Annotated in this window: 12 protein-coding genes; 9 read left to right on the top strand and 3 right to left on the bottom strand. The window is 56.9% G+C overall.

Going from position 1 to position 16164, the window contains the following annotated elements:
• Positions 1-2739: a PD-(D/E)XK nuclease family protein gene (locus CEPID_RS08980; protein ID WP_047240697.1), complete on the bottom strand. Its 2739-nt coding sequence runs from the start codon at positions 2737-2739 to the stop codon at positions 1-3.
• 739 nt (positions 2740-3478) lie between these two features.
• Positions 3479-3706 carry a hypothetical protein gene (locus tag CEPID_RS08975; RefSeq protein ID WP_144413497.1) on the bottom strand — a complete coding sequence of 76 codons (228 nt, stop codon included), beginning with the start codon at positions 3704-3706 and terminating at the stop codon, positions 3479-3481.
• Positions 3707-4483: 777 nt separating this feature from the next.
• On the opposite strand from CEPID_RS08975, the gene CEPID_RS08970 reads away from it, so the two are divergent.
• The 3 genes from CEPID_RS08970 to CEPID_RS08960 are packed head-to-tail and all read left to right on the top strand — an operon-like array spanning position 4484 to position 8009.
• Positions 4484-5512 (top strand): ABC transporter substrate-binding protein, encoded by a 1029-nt coding sequence (locus tag CEPID_RS08970; RefSeq protein ID WP_047240695.1) that lies wholly within the window; start codon positions 4484-4486, stop codon positions 5510-5512.
• Between the two features lie 14 nt (positions 5513-5526).
• Entirely contained in the window at positions 5527-7098 is a 1572-nt protein-coding gene (locus CEPID_RS08965; protein WP_047241460.1) for an ABC transporter permease, read from the top strand.
• Complete coding sequence (locus CEPID_RS08960) at positions 7095-8009, top strand: ABC transporter ATP-binding protein (protein ID WP_047240694.1); 915 nt, start codon at positions 7095-7097, stop codon at positions 8007-8009. The genes CEPID_RS08965 and CEPID_RS08960 overlap by 4 nt, the downstream gene beginning before the upstream one ends.
• A 34-nt stretch (positions 8010-8043) precedes the next feature.
• Here CEPID_RS08960 and CEPID_RS08955 read toward each other — a convergent pair whose 3' ends face one another.
• A complete protein-coding gene (locus tag CEPID_RS08955) occupies positions 8044-9045 on the bottom strand; it encodes an Lrp/AsnC family transcriptional regulator (protein ID WP_047240693.1) in 1002 nt (333 codons plus the stop codon).
• A 172-nt stretch (positions 9046-9217) separates the two neighbouring features.
• On the opposite strand from CEPID_RS08955, the gene CEPID_RS08950 reads away from it, so the two are divergent.
• From CEPID_RS08950 to galT, 6 genes are all read left to right on the top strand, one after another.
• Complete coding sequence (locus CEPID_RS08950) at positions 9218-10777, top strand: AbgT family transporter (RefSeq protein WP_047240692.1); 1560 nt, start codon at positions 9218-9220, stop codon at positions 10775-10777.
• A 17-nt stretch (positions 10778-10794) separates the two neighbouring features.
• Entirely contained in the window at positions 10795-11934 is a 1140-nt protein-coding gene (locus CEPID_RS08945; protein WP_047240691.1) for a M20 family metallopeptidase, read from the top strand.
• Positions 11935-12073: 139 nt separating this feature from the next.
• Positions 12074-13021: an aldose 1-epimerase family protein gene (locus CEPID_RS08940; protein ID WP_047240690.1), complete on the top strand. Its 948-nt coding sequence runs from the start codon at positions 12074-12076 to the stop codon at positions 13019-13021.
• A gap of 10 nt (positions 13022-13031) precedes the next feature.
• Positions 13032-14681: a sodium:solute symporter family protein gene (locus tag CEPID_RS08935; RefSeq protein ID WP_047240689.1), complete on the top strand. Its 1650-nt coding sequence runs from the start codon at positions 13032-13034 to the stop codon at positions 14679-14681.
• A gap of 20 nt (positions 14682-14701) precedes the next feature.
• Positions 14702-15016, top strand: coding sequence for a hypothetical protein (locus CEPID_RS08930; protein WP_236684229.1), 315 nt, complete (start codon positions 14702-14704; stop codon positions 15014-15016).
• Positions 15017-15046: 30 nt separating this feature from the next.
• Positions 15047-16162 carry a galactose-1-phosphate uridylyltransferase gene (gene galT / locus CEPID_RS08925; protein WP_047240688.1) on the top strand — a complete coding sequence of 372 codons (1116 nt, stop codon included), beginning with the start codon at positions 15047-15049 and terminating at the stop codon, positions 16160-16162.
• Positions 16163-16164 lie beyond the last annotated feature (2 nt).

The raw sequence follows: 16164 nt of genomic DNA, 5'->3' as shown, positions 1-16164 counted from the left end.
TTAGTCCTCTTCTCCGGCGTTATCTTCGGTGGTTAATTCTGCGGGGTTGGCGCTGAGTGACTCATAGTGGGTGCGCAGAGTGGTGGTGAGAGCGGCTGCTTGTCGGGCATAGTTGTTGGCACCGAGTCGCAAAACATCGCTGCGTGGCCCCCACATGCCGTTGTCGATTTCGCGTGGGTAGAACAGCCCGGCTTCCAGGAGTTCCAGCAGGTTGAGGAGGAAAAGCACGAATTCATCGTTCGTTTCCACGTTGTAGGTGTCGCTGAAGTAGCGTTTGTCGCTCTCTTGATTGATGTAGTAGAAGCAGATGTGGATTTCGGGATTGATCTCGGCTGTGGGGAAGCCGGCGTCGATAAGCAGCTCCTTGATCGTGCCGGTGTGCAGGGCGGTGGACATCGCGAAGCCGTAGAGGTAGGGCTGGACGCTGAACTTTTTGGGATCTTCCCAGTCGAGGATCGTGTCTTTGCTGAGGTGGCTGCGGCCGGTTTTGTAGTCGACGACCCGCAGGATGCGCTCGCCGGGGTGGTATTCGATTCGGTCGATGTTGCCTCGGAAGGAGATTTCGCCAAGCGGGGTAGCTACTGTTGCTTGGATGTTCTGATCCTTGCCAAAGGAGTGTTCCACGCCGAGCGGTACCCAGCCTGCATGGGCTCGTTCGCGTTCCTCCTTGAACCAGGTGGTTAGTCCTCGGCGGAGTTGTTCGCTGAATGTGAGCCGAGATAGGGCGGGGAGGGATTCTAGAAGGCGGGCGCTGAGGGCTTTGTCAATGCAGGTGTCCAGGGTGGTGCGAGCTTCGTCCCAGTCGATGTCGCTGGCGCTCATCGGGCGTGGGGTGGCATCGAGCCATACCAACTTGGTCCAGTTCTCGACGATCTCGTGGAAAACTGTGCCGCTGTCTTTACTTGCGAGGTCGTCTGCGGGGTCCGCTTCGAACTCGTAAAGTTGCGCGACTTGTTTGAGAAAGTAGAGGTATGGCGAACGGATATATTCGTTGAGCGCTGAGGCGGAGAACTCTTTGCCGTGGATCCAGTCAGTGTAGTTGGGTAGGAACCCATTGAACTCGCTGTGAGTCGCGCCGGCATCCCGGTCGCCCAAGACCGAAAGGGACTGCTGCGTGGCGATGGGGAGTTCACCGGCGGCAGCACGCAGGAACGCTAGGGTGCGCTTGTTTGCGTTGGGGAAGTTGCTTGCCTCATGCACAACGTCCACGGTTTTCCCGTCCGGCGTGGTGTAGGTGGTACGGGAAGCGTTGGAAGTCCACAGGCTAGGGGAGCCTCCGAATTCGCCACCTGCCAGTTGTTGTGGATGGAGGAAGATAACTTTGTCCGCGGAACGCAGAGCTGAGGCGAAGACTTCTTCTTGTCGTTGTGCTTCGCGTTCTGTACTGGTGTCGCGTTGTTCCCAGGACAACCCGGGTTCCTCAGGAAGGCCGTGTGGCAGACAAGTGCTCGATGCATTGCAGATGATGAGCAGGTCGAGGTCGCAACCTGCAAAGCTCTCAAGTGTGCCAACGCGCAGGCCCTTGTTTTCCTTTTCACCCAGCGGCGAAGTCGCCGCCACTTCCCAAAGTGCTTCTTTGGCTGCGAGCGGGGAGAAGTCGATTCCTAGGGCATCGTATTGACGCATGCTTTCAAGGAACCACTGGTCGTCCTTCTTGAAGTTGAGGTGCGAGTGCACGAGGTCGGTGACGCGGTCAGCCCACTGCGTCCAGGAATTGGTGTTGCGTATCTTGATGAGGTCTTGCCTCAGCGCCAAGATCCAGCGGATTTCGGTGGAGTCGTCTGCACTTTCCCACCGAGGCCAGGTGCGCGGTTTGTCCTTCTTGCGCGATTGCCGGTCGAACGCGTGTAGCTTCGGCTTTTCGCCCTTTTCCTTAGACCAAGTGATTTGCCCTCGCTGGAGTGCGGTGGCCAAACCGGAGCGAGGCATGTCGTCGACCTCTAGGTCGAGCAGCGCGAGCAGCGTCGCGACGGCCGGGTCTTCCAAGTAGGTGGCGCCAGTGTGCAGCTGAAGTTTGAGATCCTCGGCGGCGTCGAGAAGCACTGGCCCAAATTCTGGGCGAAGGAGTGCCACGCCGATCCGGTGGAGCGGGGTGGTGGCGAGCTGGTTACGCACGGTGTGCAGGACAGCAAGTGCCTGGGTGTGCTCATCTGCGACGACTTTGCGTTCCGACTCAGCCGTTGTCGTGGGCGCTAAGGGCTTTGGTAGGCGTGCGAGCAGACGGTCTTCGGCTGGATTCGTGGCGACCACATCCCACACGATGGTGCGTTCCGGGATGCTCACCTGCGACCAGGCATCGCACGGGAGGATGTGCGCGCTGGTTGTGGCGATGCGCTCTGCGATCTGCGCGATCTCCTGCGGCAGCGTGCGGCCCCCGGTGGCAGCCCATTGTTCCCGTGGCGAGTGCAGTAGCTTTTCGACGGCACGACGGACCCCGATGCGCGTTGCTGGTTCCTCGGCCAAACCCTTCTGTTTAAGGATGGAGCTTTCCGGTAGCTGATGGAGCTCCTTAGTGACAAGCTGCGCGAGCTCTGGTCCATGCAGCATTGTTGGAAATTGTGCTTCCACCAGCATTGTGAGGGTTTGGACTTGCACGTTTACCTGAGTATTTGCCTCGGCTAGGGCTAACACGATGTCATCGCGGGCGCCTGGGCTGCACACGATTGTGACCGGGGTGGCGGCGGCAGGGCCGTCTTGGAGGGAGCGGACAGCGGCGACAAGCGAGGAGAGTCTGGTCATACCTATTAATCCTAAGTGGTGGCTTGATGGAGCGCAGGGCGAATGATCGAAAGCGGGTAGTAATTAGCGATCGTGCTACCCACGGTTAGGGACTAGTAAATAGTTTGGGAATAGCGGTATGGCTGAAGTGGGCCGGCTTCTTCCGTGAGTGCTTTACTCGCTAGGCTGAGGTAGGTGAGGCCGTCTGAGTCAGCGCTGCTAATAGAGCTGTGCAAGTAACAGGCTTGCCAGTTTTAATGCCACTCGCTGGAGGCAAGATTTTCATCGCGGGGCTCATGGTGGAGTTCGAAAGCGTAGAAGTTTATGCATGCGGGTGAAAAGCGATCGGGAGTTTTCGAGGTGCTGGAAACTGGTAAAAGCTTTTGGCTCGAGATTGTTCTGGCGGTTGAGATTGGTTTAGGCACTGCGGATAACCTCTCCTTTTTCCTTTGCGTGATGATCTTAGGGGGAAGGGTGGACATAAGACTGCAAAACTAGAATCTTTATTCTAGAATCGCCGGTATTTAAGCTGGATACGCTCAGGAATTTGGCTGGTGTGTTCCCTGCTTTGTTACGCGCTTAGTGTGACATTTTCGGCTATTGAGTGGGTAGGTGCTCGGTGGTGTGTGTTGCGGAAGAGTGCATACATACTGCGACTGCACACCGGGGGATGATCTCCGCGACGGGAGTGAGGTGTCAAGTTAGATCTGGCGGACAGTCGTAATGCTTACGCGGTGACCGACCCTAATCTTGACGCTCGCTAATCGGGCGTAAGTCGGCGTAGATCGGCTTCGTTATGCACTGTGGGGCGTCGCGAAGCTGTTGCAGCAACCTGTGGGTTCCGAGAGGCACGATCTGTGGGCTTTGGGCCAGAATGCTTGCCGTTGGCAAGGCGGGCGAGAATGATTCGCAACGAGGGGTCGAACCTCCATTCGCCACCGGATTCAGCAATTGCGACGATCCGGGTAGCAGTCTCCTGGTTGTGCATCCAACACCAAACCGGTTCACCACCAAGAATGCTGGCGGTGAACATATTTCCATGTTGTGTAAGAATGCGAAACGAAACCGTGGGATTCTGCCTGTTTAAGCTTGCAATCGCGAGTTTGTAAAACAGATTATGTCCTGTCTCAAATCGCTCACAGAATTCAGACATCGGGATTCTCCCTGAAAGGATCGCAGTTCCTCAACTCGGTTTGAGCGAGGCGGATCTCCCCTTACGGGCACCGTTCATGTCCTGGTCCACGAAATCTGTGCGGGCAGGGCGATCGTGCGGTTGCCAGCTGGCCAGGTAAAGGGCCTATCGGCCAGGCTTCTGGATCCTGGAGATGAACATACATCAATTAGACAGCTTTGCCTAGCTGTGATGGTATTATGATTCGGCACAAGGGTGTATCGCACAGCAACCCTGACGAGGTACAGGTGGCATTATTGAAAGTATGAGCATGTAATCGGCGAATTAGAATCCCGAGAGTGCATTGCTTTCGTGGATGGGCCCGACGAAACAGCAAACATACCTCCTCGCTCACACCGCTTCCTCCCATTTCCTAGTCTGGAACAGCTCGGAGCGAGCCAATCAATCCCTCCGGTAGCATAAGTCACGGCAATTTAGCACCGAGAGCAGCGCCAACAAGCGCCGATCAATTTCTGCCTCAAGCTGGAGTCACCCCCATTTGGAACCAAGTCCTGCGAAGTTAGGCTACCCATACCAAGATGGCTAGTTGCACAAAAGTGCTGCTTCGTTGATCGAAAACGGGAGAACCAATTCATGCTTTCCAAGGATTTGCTAAAGCCAGCTGTTGCCGTCGTTGCGGCAGCCACTCTGCTTGGGGCTTGCGCCGAGCCAAGCCAGCCAAGCGAGAACAGCACAAACAAGGCTGGGGAGAAGACGAAGATCACCGTTTACACCTCCGAGCCGGAGGCAAAGGTCGATGAGATCAACAAGGCCTTCAAAGAGAAGAACCCAAACATTGACGTTGAAGTCTTCCGCGGTGGTACCGGCGATCTGAACGCCCGTATCGAGTCGGAGAAGAAGACCGGTAACGTCGGCGCGGATATTCTTTGGGCAGCTGATGCTCCAACGTTTGAAACTTATGCTGAGGCGGGGGATCTGCTGAAGCTCGATAAGTTGGACGTTTCCAAAGTAAAGGAAGAGGCCAAGGATCCAGAAGGCTTCTATGTCGGGACTCGCTTCATTCCTACAGTGATCGCTTACAACTCCCAGCAAATCACCGACAAACCTCAGTCGTGGCAGGACCTGACAGACCCGAAGTACCTGGACAAACTGGTCCTACCAGACCCAGCTGTTTCCGGTGCGGCAGCCTTTAACGCATCCGCCTGGAAGAACGATCCGCAGTTGGGGGAGGAGTGGATCAAGAAGCTTGGCGCGAACAAGCCGATGATCGCAAAGTCCAATGGACCAGCATCCCAGGAAATCGCGAGCGGTTCCCGTCCGGTTGGCATCGTGGTGGACTACCTCGTGCGTGACTTGGCAGCGAAGGGGTCTCCAATCGCGGTGGCATACCCTGCTGAAGGCGCGCCCTATATTACCGAGCCAGCTGGCATCTTTAAGGGTTCCAAGAACCAGGAAGCTGCCACCAAGTACCTGGAATTCCTGCTTTCCAAAGAAGGCCAGGAGCTAGCAGTTAAGCAAAATTACCTGCCAGTTCGCGAAGACGCAGGCTCCCCGAAGGATGCCCCTGCTCTCAAGGACATCAAGCTGATGGACCAGGATTTGAAGAAGATCACCGCTGATAAGAAGGCTGCGACGGCTACCTTCCAGGAAGCGATAAAGTGACCCAGATTCGACTCATGAGGGCGGGCCTATGGCTCGTCCTCGCTGGTCTTTTCCTTGCCCCACTAGGTTTGGTGGTTTCCCTGGCACTAGGCGGGAATCAAATTCCCGTACTCCTAGAACAAGGGATCGCCACCGCTACCTGGAACTCTGCCTATACCACCATCGTCTCGAGTTTCGGCGCTGTGCTCGTCGGCACGTTTGCCGCGTTGACGCTGGAACGTACCGATGTTCGGGGCGCTAAATATTTACGCTTGTTAATGCTCAGCCCGCTGCTAGTTCCTCCGTTTATTGGTGCAATTGCGTGGATGCAGTTGTTCGGGCCACGGCAAGGAATTAACAAGTGGTTTGGCCAAGAGGTGTGGAACATCTACGGAGCCGACGGGGTTATCGTCCTGATGATTTTGCATTCCTACCCGGTGGTCTACCTGGTGATCGCGAGCGCCCTCCGCCACATCCCGGCCGATATGGAATTGGCTGCCAGAATATCTGGTGCCTCTGTTTATACAGCGATCCGCACCGTAACGTTGCCGCTGTTGCGATCGGCTTTGCTCAGTGCCTTCACTCTCACCGCGGTAGCAAACCTCGCTGATTTTGGTATCCCCGCGATCCTCGGCTCACCAGCACGCTTCGAAACGCTTGCGACCATGATTTACCGCTTCATGGATTCCGGTACCGTAACCAATCCACTTCAGGTGGTCTCCACGGTTGGAGTCGTGTTGTTGCTGCTCGGCATTGCAGCGGTGATCTGCGACTACGTTGTGTCCATGTGGGCGTCGACAAGCGTGGCCGATGGCGGCACCCAGCGTTACCCGCTCGGCCGGGCCCGTGGCTTGACGACGGCCCTTGCGTGGACACTCGGTTTGCTGATCACCCTCGCGCCACTCGTCGGGCTGGGGTATCGTTCGTTGCTACCCGCGCCAGGCGTTCCGTTTACTTTGGACAATATTTCACTGGCCAATTTTTCACTCGCGCTGGCAAACCCGCGGGTCATCGACGGTTTTACTAATTCCGCAGTTCTCGCGGCCTCCGCAGCCGTGCTGTGCGGGGTGTTGGGCTGGCTGGCGGGGATCATCGTCACCCGAACTAAGCACTGGTCTAACACGGCGATGTCTCTGGTGATCCTGCTACCGACTGCACTGCCTGGCTTGATTATTGGCGTGGGTTGGCTCATTCTGGGCCGCTATACCGGCGCATACAACACGCGATGGATCATTCTTGGGGCCTACATTTGTGCTTTCACAGCTCTCGTGTTGCAGGCAGTTCGGGCACCGTTGCAGCAAACTTCGCTGGCGGTAGAGGAAGCAGCTCGGATCTCCGGCGCCTCTCGGCTGCGGGCTCTGCTTGATACTTCGGGACGCATGTCGATCCCCGCAGCGCTGTCGGGCGCAGTACTGGTCTTGGTTACTGCGGTTCGAGAGCTGACAATTTCCATTTTGCTGGTGGCTCCGGGGACGACCACCCTCGGTGTGCAGGTCTTTAATCTCCAGCTGGCTGGTGACTACAACCAGGCCAGCGCATTGGCGCTGCTGTTTGTTGTTGTGGGCGTGATTGCGCTCAGCGTGACTTTGAGGGAGAAAGTTTCATGATTTCTTTATCAGATGTGTCCGTGACTTTCCCCGATGGGACGTTGGGGCTCACCGAAGTCTCTCTTGATGTCGAACCAGGGGAATTCGTTTGCCTGGTTGGGCCCTCCGGCTCGGGCAAAACCACGCTGTTGCGCACCATCGCTGGATTCGTAACGCCGTCTTCCGGAACCGTGTCCATCGGTGGTGCCCCGATGGATGGGGTGCCACCGGAACGTCGTGGATTGGGCATGGTGTTCCAACAGCACGCGGTGTGGCCACACATGAGCGTGTTCGAAAACGTGGCGTACCCGCTGCGCCGGGCGCGGAAGTTTAGCGCCCCAGCGGTCACCGAAGCGTTAGCTCTCGTAGGGCTTTCTGGGTTTGACAAGCGTTCCCCGGCGAGCTTGTCGGGAGGCCAGCGGCAGCGAGTAGCTCTAGCCCGCGCAATCGTGTCCTCACCACGGGTCCTACTTCTCGACGAAGCGCTGTCCGCCCTCGACGAACCCCTGCGGGATTCCTTGCGACGCGACATTCTCTCCCTAGTGCGCCGCCAGGGCCTCACCGCAGTCCACGTCACTCACGACCGCTCCGAAGCCCTTGCGCTTGCCGACCGCGTAGTGGTGCTTGCCGACGGCGCCATCCAACAAATCGGCACCTCAAGTAACATTCTCAACTCCCCGGTATCCGCTTTCGTGGCTGCCTTCATGGGGGATGCTACGGTTTTGCCCACAGGGGAAGCCGTTCTGCCCGCAGACGTGGTCGTTGACGAAGATGGCACTCGACGCGGAACGGTCCGTTCGGCGCTATTCGATCGCACTGGTTTTTCACTCACTATCGAATCAGACGGGCTCGAATTCCGCGCTATGAGCCCGACTCAGGTAGCGATCGGGGACGAAGTTCGCTTTGAATTCCGGCGGGTGCTGAGCTTCTAGCCGGAGGTGGTAGGGGCCTTCACCTTTCAGCCCCCTACCGCACCTTCGGCGGGCGGAAATCACCGAGCTCACCGTCGGGCCCCAGTGTGTGCCAGTAGCGTTTCCAGTCCCTAGCGATGATGTCTGTTCGAGTCCCGCGTACCCCAGGGATGTTCGCGAGATCCTCGTTGATGATTCGAGCGAGTTCCTGGCGATCCGTGCAGACGCCGACGGCGAAAATGTCGGCGTCACCTGCAACTTGCGTGACAAATCGGTTCGCCGGGTGGGATGATACTGCGCGGAGTACCGCTTCGGTGTGCTGCGGGTCCGTCTGGATCCGGACTAAGAATCTGCAGGTAATGCCGATGTCTGCCAGGTTGCATTCGACACGCGGCCGAAGCCAACCCCGGTCAATGATGCGGTTGATTGTGCGCTGAGCAGTCGGCGCTGACACCTTTGCCAACGTGCTTAGTTCAGCCGCCGTAAAGCGGCCGTTTCGCTGGAGTCCTCGCAACGCTGTGAGTTCGGTCTTGGTGGGTGCAAAGCCAGCTGGTTGAGCCCGGGTAGGGAAGTCTTGTGGGTGGGGGATCTGACTTACTTGGGAATCGCTCAACAATCGGGGGTTCCAGCCAGAGGCTTTAGCTGCCCATGTCAAGATCGGCAGGGTCATGACGGTGGAGACACCGGGTATTTGCTGGATGTCGTCGATAAGCTGCAGCAATGCTGAGTCAGATCGCGCATTCAAGGTGGTAAAAATTGGTTCCCTGCCAAAGATTGTCGCTACATGCTGGGCCTCGGGCAGGGCCGCGATGGTTCGGGCAACGCTGGTGATGTCGGTGCCAAGGACGCGGATCCAGGCGTGGACGGGGTAGGAGTCGGAAAAGAGTTGCCAGGCTACCTCACCAACGATGTGGACCCGATGGCTGTCGATGAGCTGTTTTAGGCGTCGTGACGCAGTCGAGGGAGAGACGTCGGCGACGTGGGCTAGGGTGTCGATGCTGGCGCGGGGGTCGTAGAACAGGGCGCCAATGATGTCTAAGTCAGTGCGATTGAGCATGGTTTTCGTCTTTTTGTGGGACTACTTGGGAACGGGGGTTTATTTTCTTGCAATCTATACCCCGTCGTTGATTGTATTCGCCAATTCATGGTCTACTGTGATCCAAGTCGCTTGCCTAATCTTGGGTAAGTGAGGTCATAGATGTATTCACGAGCGGAGAAAGGGGATGAAAATGTCTGGCAGTGCCGGAGTTCAACCACGCAACTCACAACAACAAGTCGCGGGAGGTAGGCTCATCAATTTTGCCTTCCGATCCATCAACGTCATCGAGGAGTGGGGGAACAAGCTTCCTCACCCATTTTGGCTGTTCTGCATCCTTTCTTTCCTCCTTGTGCTGCTCAGCGCCGTCCTTAACCATTTCGGGGTGGACGCAATCAACCCTGCGGATGGAAAGAAAGTAGTGGTGAAGTCCCTGCTCACCCAGCAGGGCGCGGAAGTAATCATTGGCGATATCGTCAAGAATTTCGCGGATTTCCCACCGTTGGCCACCATTTTGACCACGATGCTGGGCATCGTGGTAGCCGAAAAGAGTGGGCTGTTCGATTCTGTACTGCGCCTCACCGTGACCAAGGTGCCGGCACGCTACACTACCTTTGCGCTGGCTTACGCAGGCATGATCGGACACGTGGCCGGTGACGCCGCTTATGTCACCCTCATTCCACTCGGTGGCATCGTGTTCCGGTCGCTCGGTCGCAGCCCGATCCTCGGCTGTATCGTCGCCTTCGTATCCGTGTCTGCTGGCTACGATGCCTCGCCATCTATCACCCCAACGGACATCCTGCTTTCCACCATTTCTACTGCCGCGATCCACACGATCGATCCTGCTGGCAGCATGAATCCAACGGCTAATTACTTCTTCTCCCTGGTTTCTTCCATCGTCGTCGCCCTGGTGATCACCATCGTGGTGGAAAAGATCCTGGCCAAGCGTCCGGACCTGGATGTAGACCACGACTACGTTGCAGAAGCAGAGGTAAGCAAAAACTACGACGTCTCGGCAGCAGAGCGTCGCGCGCTCGCACGCGCCGGGTTGGCAGCATTAGTGTTCTTCGCGCTGCTCGCCGCAGCATTGGCTATCCCTGGTTCGCCATTCCGAGGTGCCGACGGCGGAATCCTGAAGTCTCCAGTCATGGAGGGCATGGCCGGCGTCATCGGACTGTTCTTTGCAGTTATTGGCTACACCTACGGCAAGTCCGTGGGTACCTACGGCAAGCTCAGCGACGTACTGCCTGCTATGAGCGACGGCTTCAAATCGATGGCACCGATCCTGGTGCTCTTCTTCGCCATTGCGCAGTTCTTGGCGTACTTCAAGTGGACCGGTATCGGGCAAGTTATCGCCATTCACGGCGCGACGGTGTTCAAAAACATCAACGCCCCTGGCTGGGCAATCCTGCTGGGTATGGCGATTATCATTTCGATCATGAACCTGGTGCTGACAAGTGGTTCTGCCATGTGGGCACTCGCCGCGCCAGTATTTATTCCGATGCTGATGCTGCTGGGAATCGAACCGGAAGCGACCCAGGCGATGTACCGTGTCGCCGACTCTGTCACCAACTGCGTGACCCCAATGAGCCCGTACTTCGTCATGGCGCTGGGCTTTATCCAGAACTACAAGAAGTCGGCTGGAATCGGAACACTCGCATCCTTCACGCTGCCCCTGGCAGGTGTCGTTTGGGTGGTCTGGGTCGCCCTCTTTATGGTGTGGTACCTGGCCGGCTTGCCATTCGGTTTCTAGAAAAAGGAGAGCTGAAAATGGATAAACTCCACGCATACTTCACTGACCATCTGGAAGAGATCACCGCGGATATTCTCTCGCTGGTTTCGGTAGAAACCTACAGTCGCGATCGCGCCGGGCTAGACGACGGCCTGACGAAGATCCGCGAGATCCTCGCCGACCGGCTTGCCCCTGGGTACCAACTCGAAGAGCATCCGCAACCCGAATTGGGTAGCCACCTCGTTGTGCGCGTGCCAGGTGACCAACCAGGCAAAGTTCTCTTGGTCGGTCACTACGACACCGTGTGGCCCAGGGGAACACTGTCCGAATGGGGCGAGGCAGTACAGCAGGACGGCCTGAAGCTCACCGGGCCTGGTATCTTCGATATGAAAACTGGCCTAGTCCAGGCGATCTGGGTAATTCGCGGTCTGCAAGCCAACAACATCGCGCATCCGCCCATCACCTTGGTCATCAACGGCGATGAAGAAATTGGGTCGCTGACCTCGAGGCCAATCATCGAGGAGGAAGCTCGCACCAGCACGGCCGCGTTTGTTTTCGAAGCGTCTCATGAGGGCAAAGTGAAAACTGCCCGCAAGGGCGTTGGGCTGGTCACGGTGACCGCCACTGGCGTCGAATCCCACGCCGGGCTGAATCCGCAGGACGGTGCCAGCGCAATCACCGCGCTCATGCAGTGGTGCCTCGCGGCGACGCAACTAGCTTCCGAGGAAGCCGGTACTACCATCAACGTTGGCCTTATCGACGGTGGCACCGGCAGCAACGTCGTCGCTGGAAAAGCGACCGCAATGTTGGACATTCGCATTCGGACCGAGGCGGAAATGCACCGCTTAGATAAGGAATTCGACCTCATCACCTGGTCGGATCCCCGGGTGAAGATGGACGTGCGTAAGGAATGGAATCGGCCGCCGATGGAGTTCACGCCAGCCTCGCAGCAGCTTTACGCTTTGGTGGCTCGCACGGCGACCGAGATGGGGCGAGAAATTGATCACGTGTCCGTCGGGGGCGCAAGCGATGCCAACTACATCGCACCGCTGGGTATTCCGGTCGTATGTGGAATTGGGGCAAATGGTGCCGGTGCCCATGCGCGCCATGAGTTCGTCTACCCTGCAGAGATCCCCTTCTTTACTGCCTTGGTGGCTAACAGCGTGGCGCAGCTTTAGCAGCTGGTCGATACCTACCAGCCGTTGCTCTCTAGCTCATTGACTTGATTGGTCAAGAAGACTTAGAGTGTGGCTTAGTAGTGAGGCGGTGGCCACTTTGGTCGCCTACTTATCAGTGAGCTCACATAAGGAGCAACGCATGTTTGGCGACTCAGCCCACCCCGGTGGAGACACCGAACGGGCGTCGAAAAGCGCAAACACCAGCCCGGTCGTACCTTTAGCTTTGGGGGATTACCGGGCAGAAATCTCCACGTGGGGAGGAGGGCTAAAAGCGCTTACCTGGCGGGGAGCACCGCTGATCGAGACATATCCAGACGGCGAATTCCCGCCGCTCTCGGCCGGAGTAGTACTCGCGCCTTGGCCCAACCGGGTAGCTGACGGCACCTTCGCTTTCAATGGACAGCGGTTCCGCCTCCCGATCAACGAACCAGAACGCAACAACGCCATCCATGGATTCGTCAGCGATCGGCAGTGGCAAATCCTCAAACAGTTACCCGCCCACACCGTGCTCGCTGTCGAGATCCCGGAAACCGAATTTTGGCCTTGGCCCCTCACTATCACCGCCACCTACCAGCTCGGTGAGGATGGCTTGCACGCCACCTTTACCGCCACCGGAAGCGCACCCCAAACGCCCTATGCCTTTGGCCTGCACACCTATCTCAATGCGCAAGGAGCGCCACTAGACGAATGTGTGCTCGAGGTGCACGTCGATAAGCAACTGCCCCTAGACGATCGCAACCTGCCCCGCGGTGAACTCACCGACCCCAAGCTCAATCTGGCGCAGCTGCCCATGCGGGGCGTGCTTCTCGACGACTGTTTTCACGCCACGGATGGCGCAGTGCGTCTCACCAGCGCAGGCAGCGGGGTAGAAATGCACTGTTCCGCGGGGTTGGATTGGTTGCAAATCTTCACGCCTGATCCCACGTGGGGCGAACCCTATCCCGGCCGAGGCCGATCAGTGGCCGTCGAGCCGATGAGTGCGCCACCCAACGCGTTGGTAACCGGTACCTGTTTGGACATCCTGCGTGCTAGTGAGCCACTTTCGCATCAGGTCCACATTTTCGCAGTTTCACCATCGATCAAATAGAAGGATCATTATGGATTCCGCATTGCGTCTCGACGCGTCCTGGGTCGATTACACCCTCGTGGCGCTGTATTTCCTCTTCGTTCTTGGCATAGGCTGGGCTGCAAAATCCAGGGTGTCATCATCAATCGATTTCTTTCTTTCCGGCCGTGGGCTACCAGCTTGGGTTACAGGGTTAGCTTTTGTGTCCGCCAACCTGGGCGCGGTGGAAATTATCGGTATGTCCGCCAACGGCGTTCAATATGGTTTCCAGACGATGCACTATTTCTGGATCGGCGCCGTACCCGCGATGGTGTTCCTTGGAATAGTGATGATGCCCTTCTACTACGGGTCCAAAGTCCGGTCAGTGCCCGAGTTTATGCGTCGTCGATTCGGCGCTGGCGCGCACCTGGTCAACGCGATCTCGTTTGCACTGGCACAGTTGCTCATCGCAGGTGTCAACCTTTTGCTGCTCGCCAAAATTGTTAACGCGTTGCTTGGCTGGCCACTGTGGGTCACGTTGGTGGTCGCTGCTCTGATTGTGCTGTCTTATATCACTTTGGGAGGACTATCAGCAGCGATCTATAACGAAGTACTGCAATTCTTTGTCATCGTGGCGGCACTGCTACCACTGACCATCATCGGCATGAATCGCGTTGGGGGCTGGTCTGGGCTGAAAACAGCTGTAGCTACCGAAGCAAACTTCCACACCTGGCCCGGTCAGGGACTTTCCGGCTTTGCCAGCCCAGTGCTTTCAGTTATCGGCATCACTTTTGGCTTGGGGTTTGTGCTTTCCTTCGGTTACTGGACCACGAATTTCGTTGAAGTTCAGCGTGCTATGGCCTCTGAGTCGCTATCGGCTGCCCGAAAGACGCCGATCATTGGCGCATTCCCGAAGATGTTCATCCCGTTCCTCGTTGTACTTCCAGGCATGGTTGCTTCCGTGACGGTGGCCGAACTCATGGGAGATAGCCCTACGGCAAAGCCAAATGACGCCGTGCTGCTGCTCATGCGCGACCTGCTGCCGAACGGACTGCTGGGCGTGGCCATTACCGGCCTGCTCGCATCTTTCATGGCCGGCATGGCTGCGAACATTTCCGCTTTTAACACGGTGATTTCCTACGATATTTGGCAGACCTACGTGGTGAAGGACCGCGAGGATGGTTACTACTTGAAGTTTGGGCGGATTGCTACGGTAGTGGCCACTGTTATTGCTATGTTCACCGCGTTGCTGGCACAAAACTTCGGCAACGTGATGGACTACCTGCAAACCCTGTTTGGGTTCTTTAACGCCCCGCTATTCGCCACGTTCATTTTGGGTATGTTCTGGAAACGCATGACACCGCATGCTGGCTGGGCGGGGCTTGTCTCAGGCACGTTGGCAGCAGTAGGTTTCTGGTCGCTCTCCCTGGGGGCAGATCCTCTCCTCCAATTGCCTGGGCAGGGGACAGCGTTCCTGGCTGCGACTATCGCCTTCGTGACAGACATCGTGGTTTCGATAGTAGTTTCCAGCTTCACCACACCGAAGCCAGATGCAGAGCTCGTCGGATTTGTTCGTTCGGTTACCCCGAAAGACCACTTTGAAGATGCAGCGGAAGCTACGTTGCCGTGGTACCAACGCACCGTTCCGCTGGGCATAATCTGCCTGATCATGGTCGTCGCCCTCAACATCGTCTTCATGTAGCAGCCCACTAGGAGATCCTCATGTCACATTCATCAAAGCCCGCAGATACACCACTTCGTCACGTAGCGGAATCTCTGCAGGAATCACCGAAAGCATCAACACCCCACATCGCCGGCGCGTTCGATATTCGCAATGTGATCGGAGCACTGATCGGCATTTACGGCATTGTTTTAATCGTGTGCAGCTTTGTGCTCGACCCTGGCTACAACCCGGAAAACGGCGAGCTAAAAAGTGCAGCCGATAACCTTTGGGCTGGCATCGGCATGCTCATTGTGGGCATTGGCTTCATGGTGTGGGCACGGCTTCGTCCAATTATCGTCAACGGCAGCGACTAGTATGCAGCAAAGGATTCAGGACAAGCAGTAATGACTCTTAATATCACAACCGCAAACCTGTCTGATGGGCGCGAAATCATCTACTTTGATGACCGCCAACACGAACCCGGTGAGCGCGTGCTAGTTGACTCACGGGACCTCCCCAAGACCCATGTCACCTCTGAGATTCGACGTGATCCGTTCACCGGTGACTGGGTTGCATTTGCTGCCCACCGCATGAACCGAACATTCATGCCTCCGGCAAATGAAAATCCCCTTGCACCAACTCAACCTGGTCAGCTCCCCACTGAAATTCCCTCACCCACCTATGACGTCGTGGTCTTTGAAAACCGCTTTCCGTCATTTTCAATGCATGTCGACATTTCAGGCGATTGGGCCGATCACGTAGACGAAATGGGCCTGTACCCGCGCAAGCCCGCGCTGGCACGCTGCGAAGTAGTCTGTTTTACCGAGGACCCTTCCGTCTCCTTCAAGGATCTTCCGGAAACGAGAATCCGCACGGTCATCGAAGCATGGGGACATCGCACCGCGGCGCTCTCGGCACTGCCGGGTGTCCAGCAGGTATTCCCCTTTGAAAATCGAGGGGAGGAGATCGGAGTTACCCTCCAGCACCCGCATGGCCAGATTTACTCGTACCCGTTCTTGAGCCCACGGTTACGCGCCATTGTGAATCGCGCCCAGGAATTCGAAAAAGAACAAGGTTGTGAGCTTTTTTCTGAGATTTTGGCGCAGGAAAAGGCCGCAAGAACTCGAATCGTGGAGGAGACGGAGAGCTTCACCGTCTTTGTCCCTGCCGCAGCGAAATGGCCGATGGAGGTCGTCGTCATGCCCAACCGCCATGTGGCGGATTTTACTGAGCTTCATGACTTCGAAAAGCGTGAGCTAGCCGGGCTGTTGAGTCGGCTGTACAAAGCCGTAGATAAGTTCTTTCCCGGGGTGGAACGCACCCCTTATATCGCCGGGTGGACTCAAGCCCCAGTAGATCCGCAACTTCGCCGGTACGGCCGATTACATCTCCAATTATTCTCCCTGATGCGCTCCCCGAACCGGATGAAATTCCTTGCCGGATCGGAATCCTCGCAAGGCGTGTGGATCAACGACACCACGCCGGAGCGCATCGCCTCCCGATTTAAGGAACTGTGGTGAAA

The organism is Corynebacterium epidermidicanis (assembly GCF_001021025.1).
GTDB classification, from domain to species: domain Bacteria; phylum Actinomycetota; class Actinomycetes; order Mycobacteriales; family Mycobacteriaceae; genus Corynebacterium; species Corynebacterium epidermidicanis.
The sequence above is the reverse complement of the archived record's forward strand: the minus strand, read 5'-3'. Positions and strand labels throughout refer to the sequence as shown.

Coding starts and splice junctions, on each gene's coding strand:
- CEPID_RS08980 (WP_047240697.1), bottom strand. CDS start 2,739: ATGACCAGACTCTCCTCGCTTGTCGCCGCTGTCCGCTCCCTCCAAGAC.
- CEPID_RS08975 (WP_144413497.1), bottom strand. CDS start 3,706: ATGCACAACCAGGAGACTGCTACCCGGATCGTCGCAATTGCTGAATCC.
- CEPID_RS08970 (WP_047240695.1), top strand. CDS start 4,484: ATGCTTTCCAAGGATTTGCTAAAGCCAGCTGTTGCCGTCGTTGCGGCA.
- CEPID_RS08965 (WP_047241460.1), top strand. CDS start 5,527: ATGAGGGCGGGCCTATGGCTCGTCCTCGCTGGTCTTTTCCTTGCCCCA.
- CEPID_RS08960 (WP_047240694.1), top strand. CDS start 7,095: ATGATTTCTTTATCAGATGTGTCCGTGACTTTCCCCGATGGGACGTTG.
- CEPID_RS08955 (WP_047240693.1), bottom strand. CDS start 9,045: ATGCTCAATCGCACTGACTTAGACATCATTGGCGCCCTGTTCTACGAC.
- CEPID_RS08950 (WP_047240692.1), top strand. CDS start 9,218: ATGTCTGGCAGTGCCGGAGTTCAACCACGCAACTCACAACAACAAGTC.
- CEPID_RS08945 (WP_047240691.1), top strand. CDS start 10,795: ATGGATAAACTCCACGCATACTTCACTGACCATCTGGAAGAGATCACC.
- CEPID_RS08940 (WP_047240690.1), top strand. CDS start 12,074: ATGTTTGGCGACTCAGCCCACCCCGGTGGAGACACCGAACGGGCGTCG.
- CEPID_RS08935 (WP_047240689.1), top strand. CDS start 13,032: ATGGATTCCGCATTGCGTCTCGACGCGTCCTGGGTCGATTACACCCTC.
- CEPID_RS08930 (WP_236684229.1), top strand. CDS start 14,702: ATGTCACATTCATCAAAGCCCGCAGATACACCACTTCGTCACGTAGCG.
- galT (WP_047240688.1), top strand. CDS start 15,047: ATGACTCTTAATATCACAACCGCAAACCTGTCTGATGGGCGCGAAATC.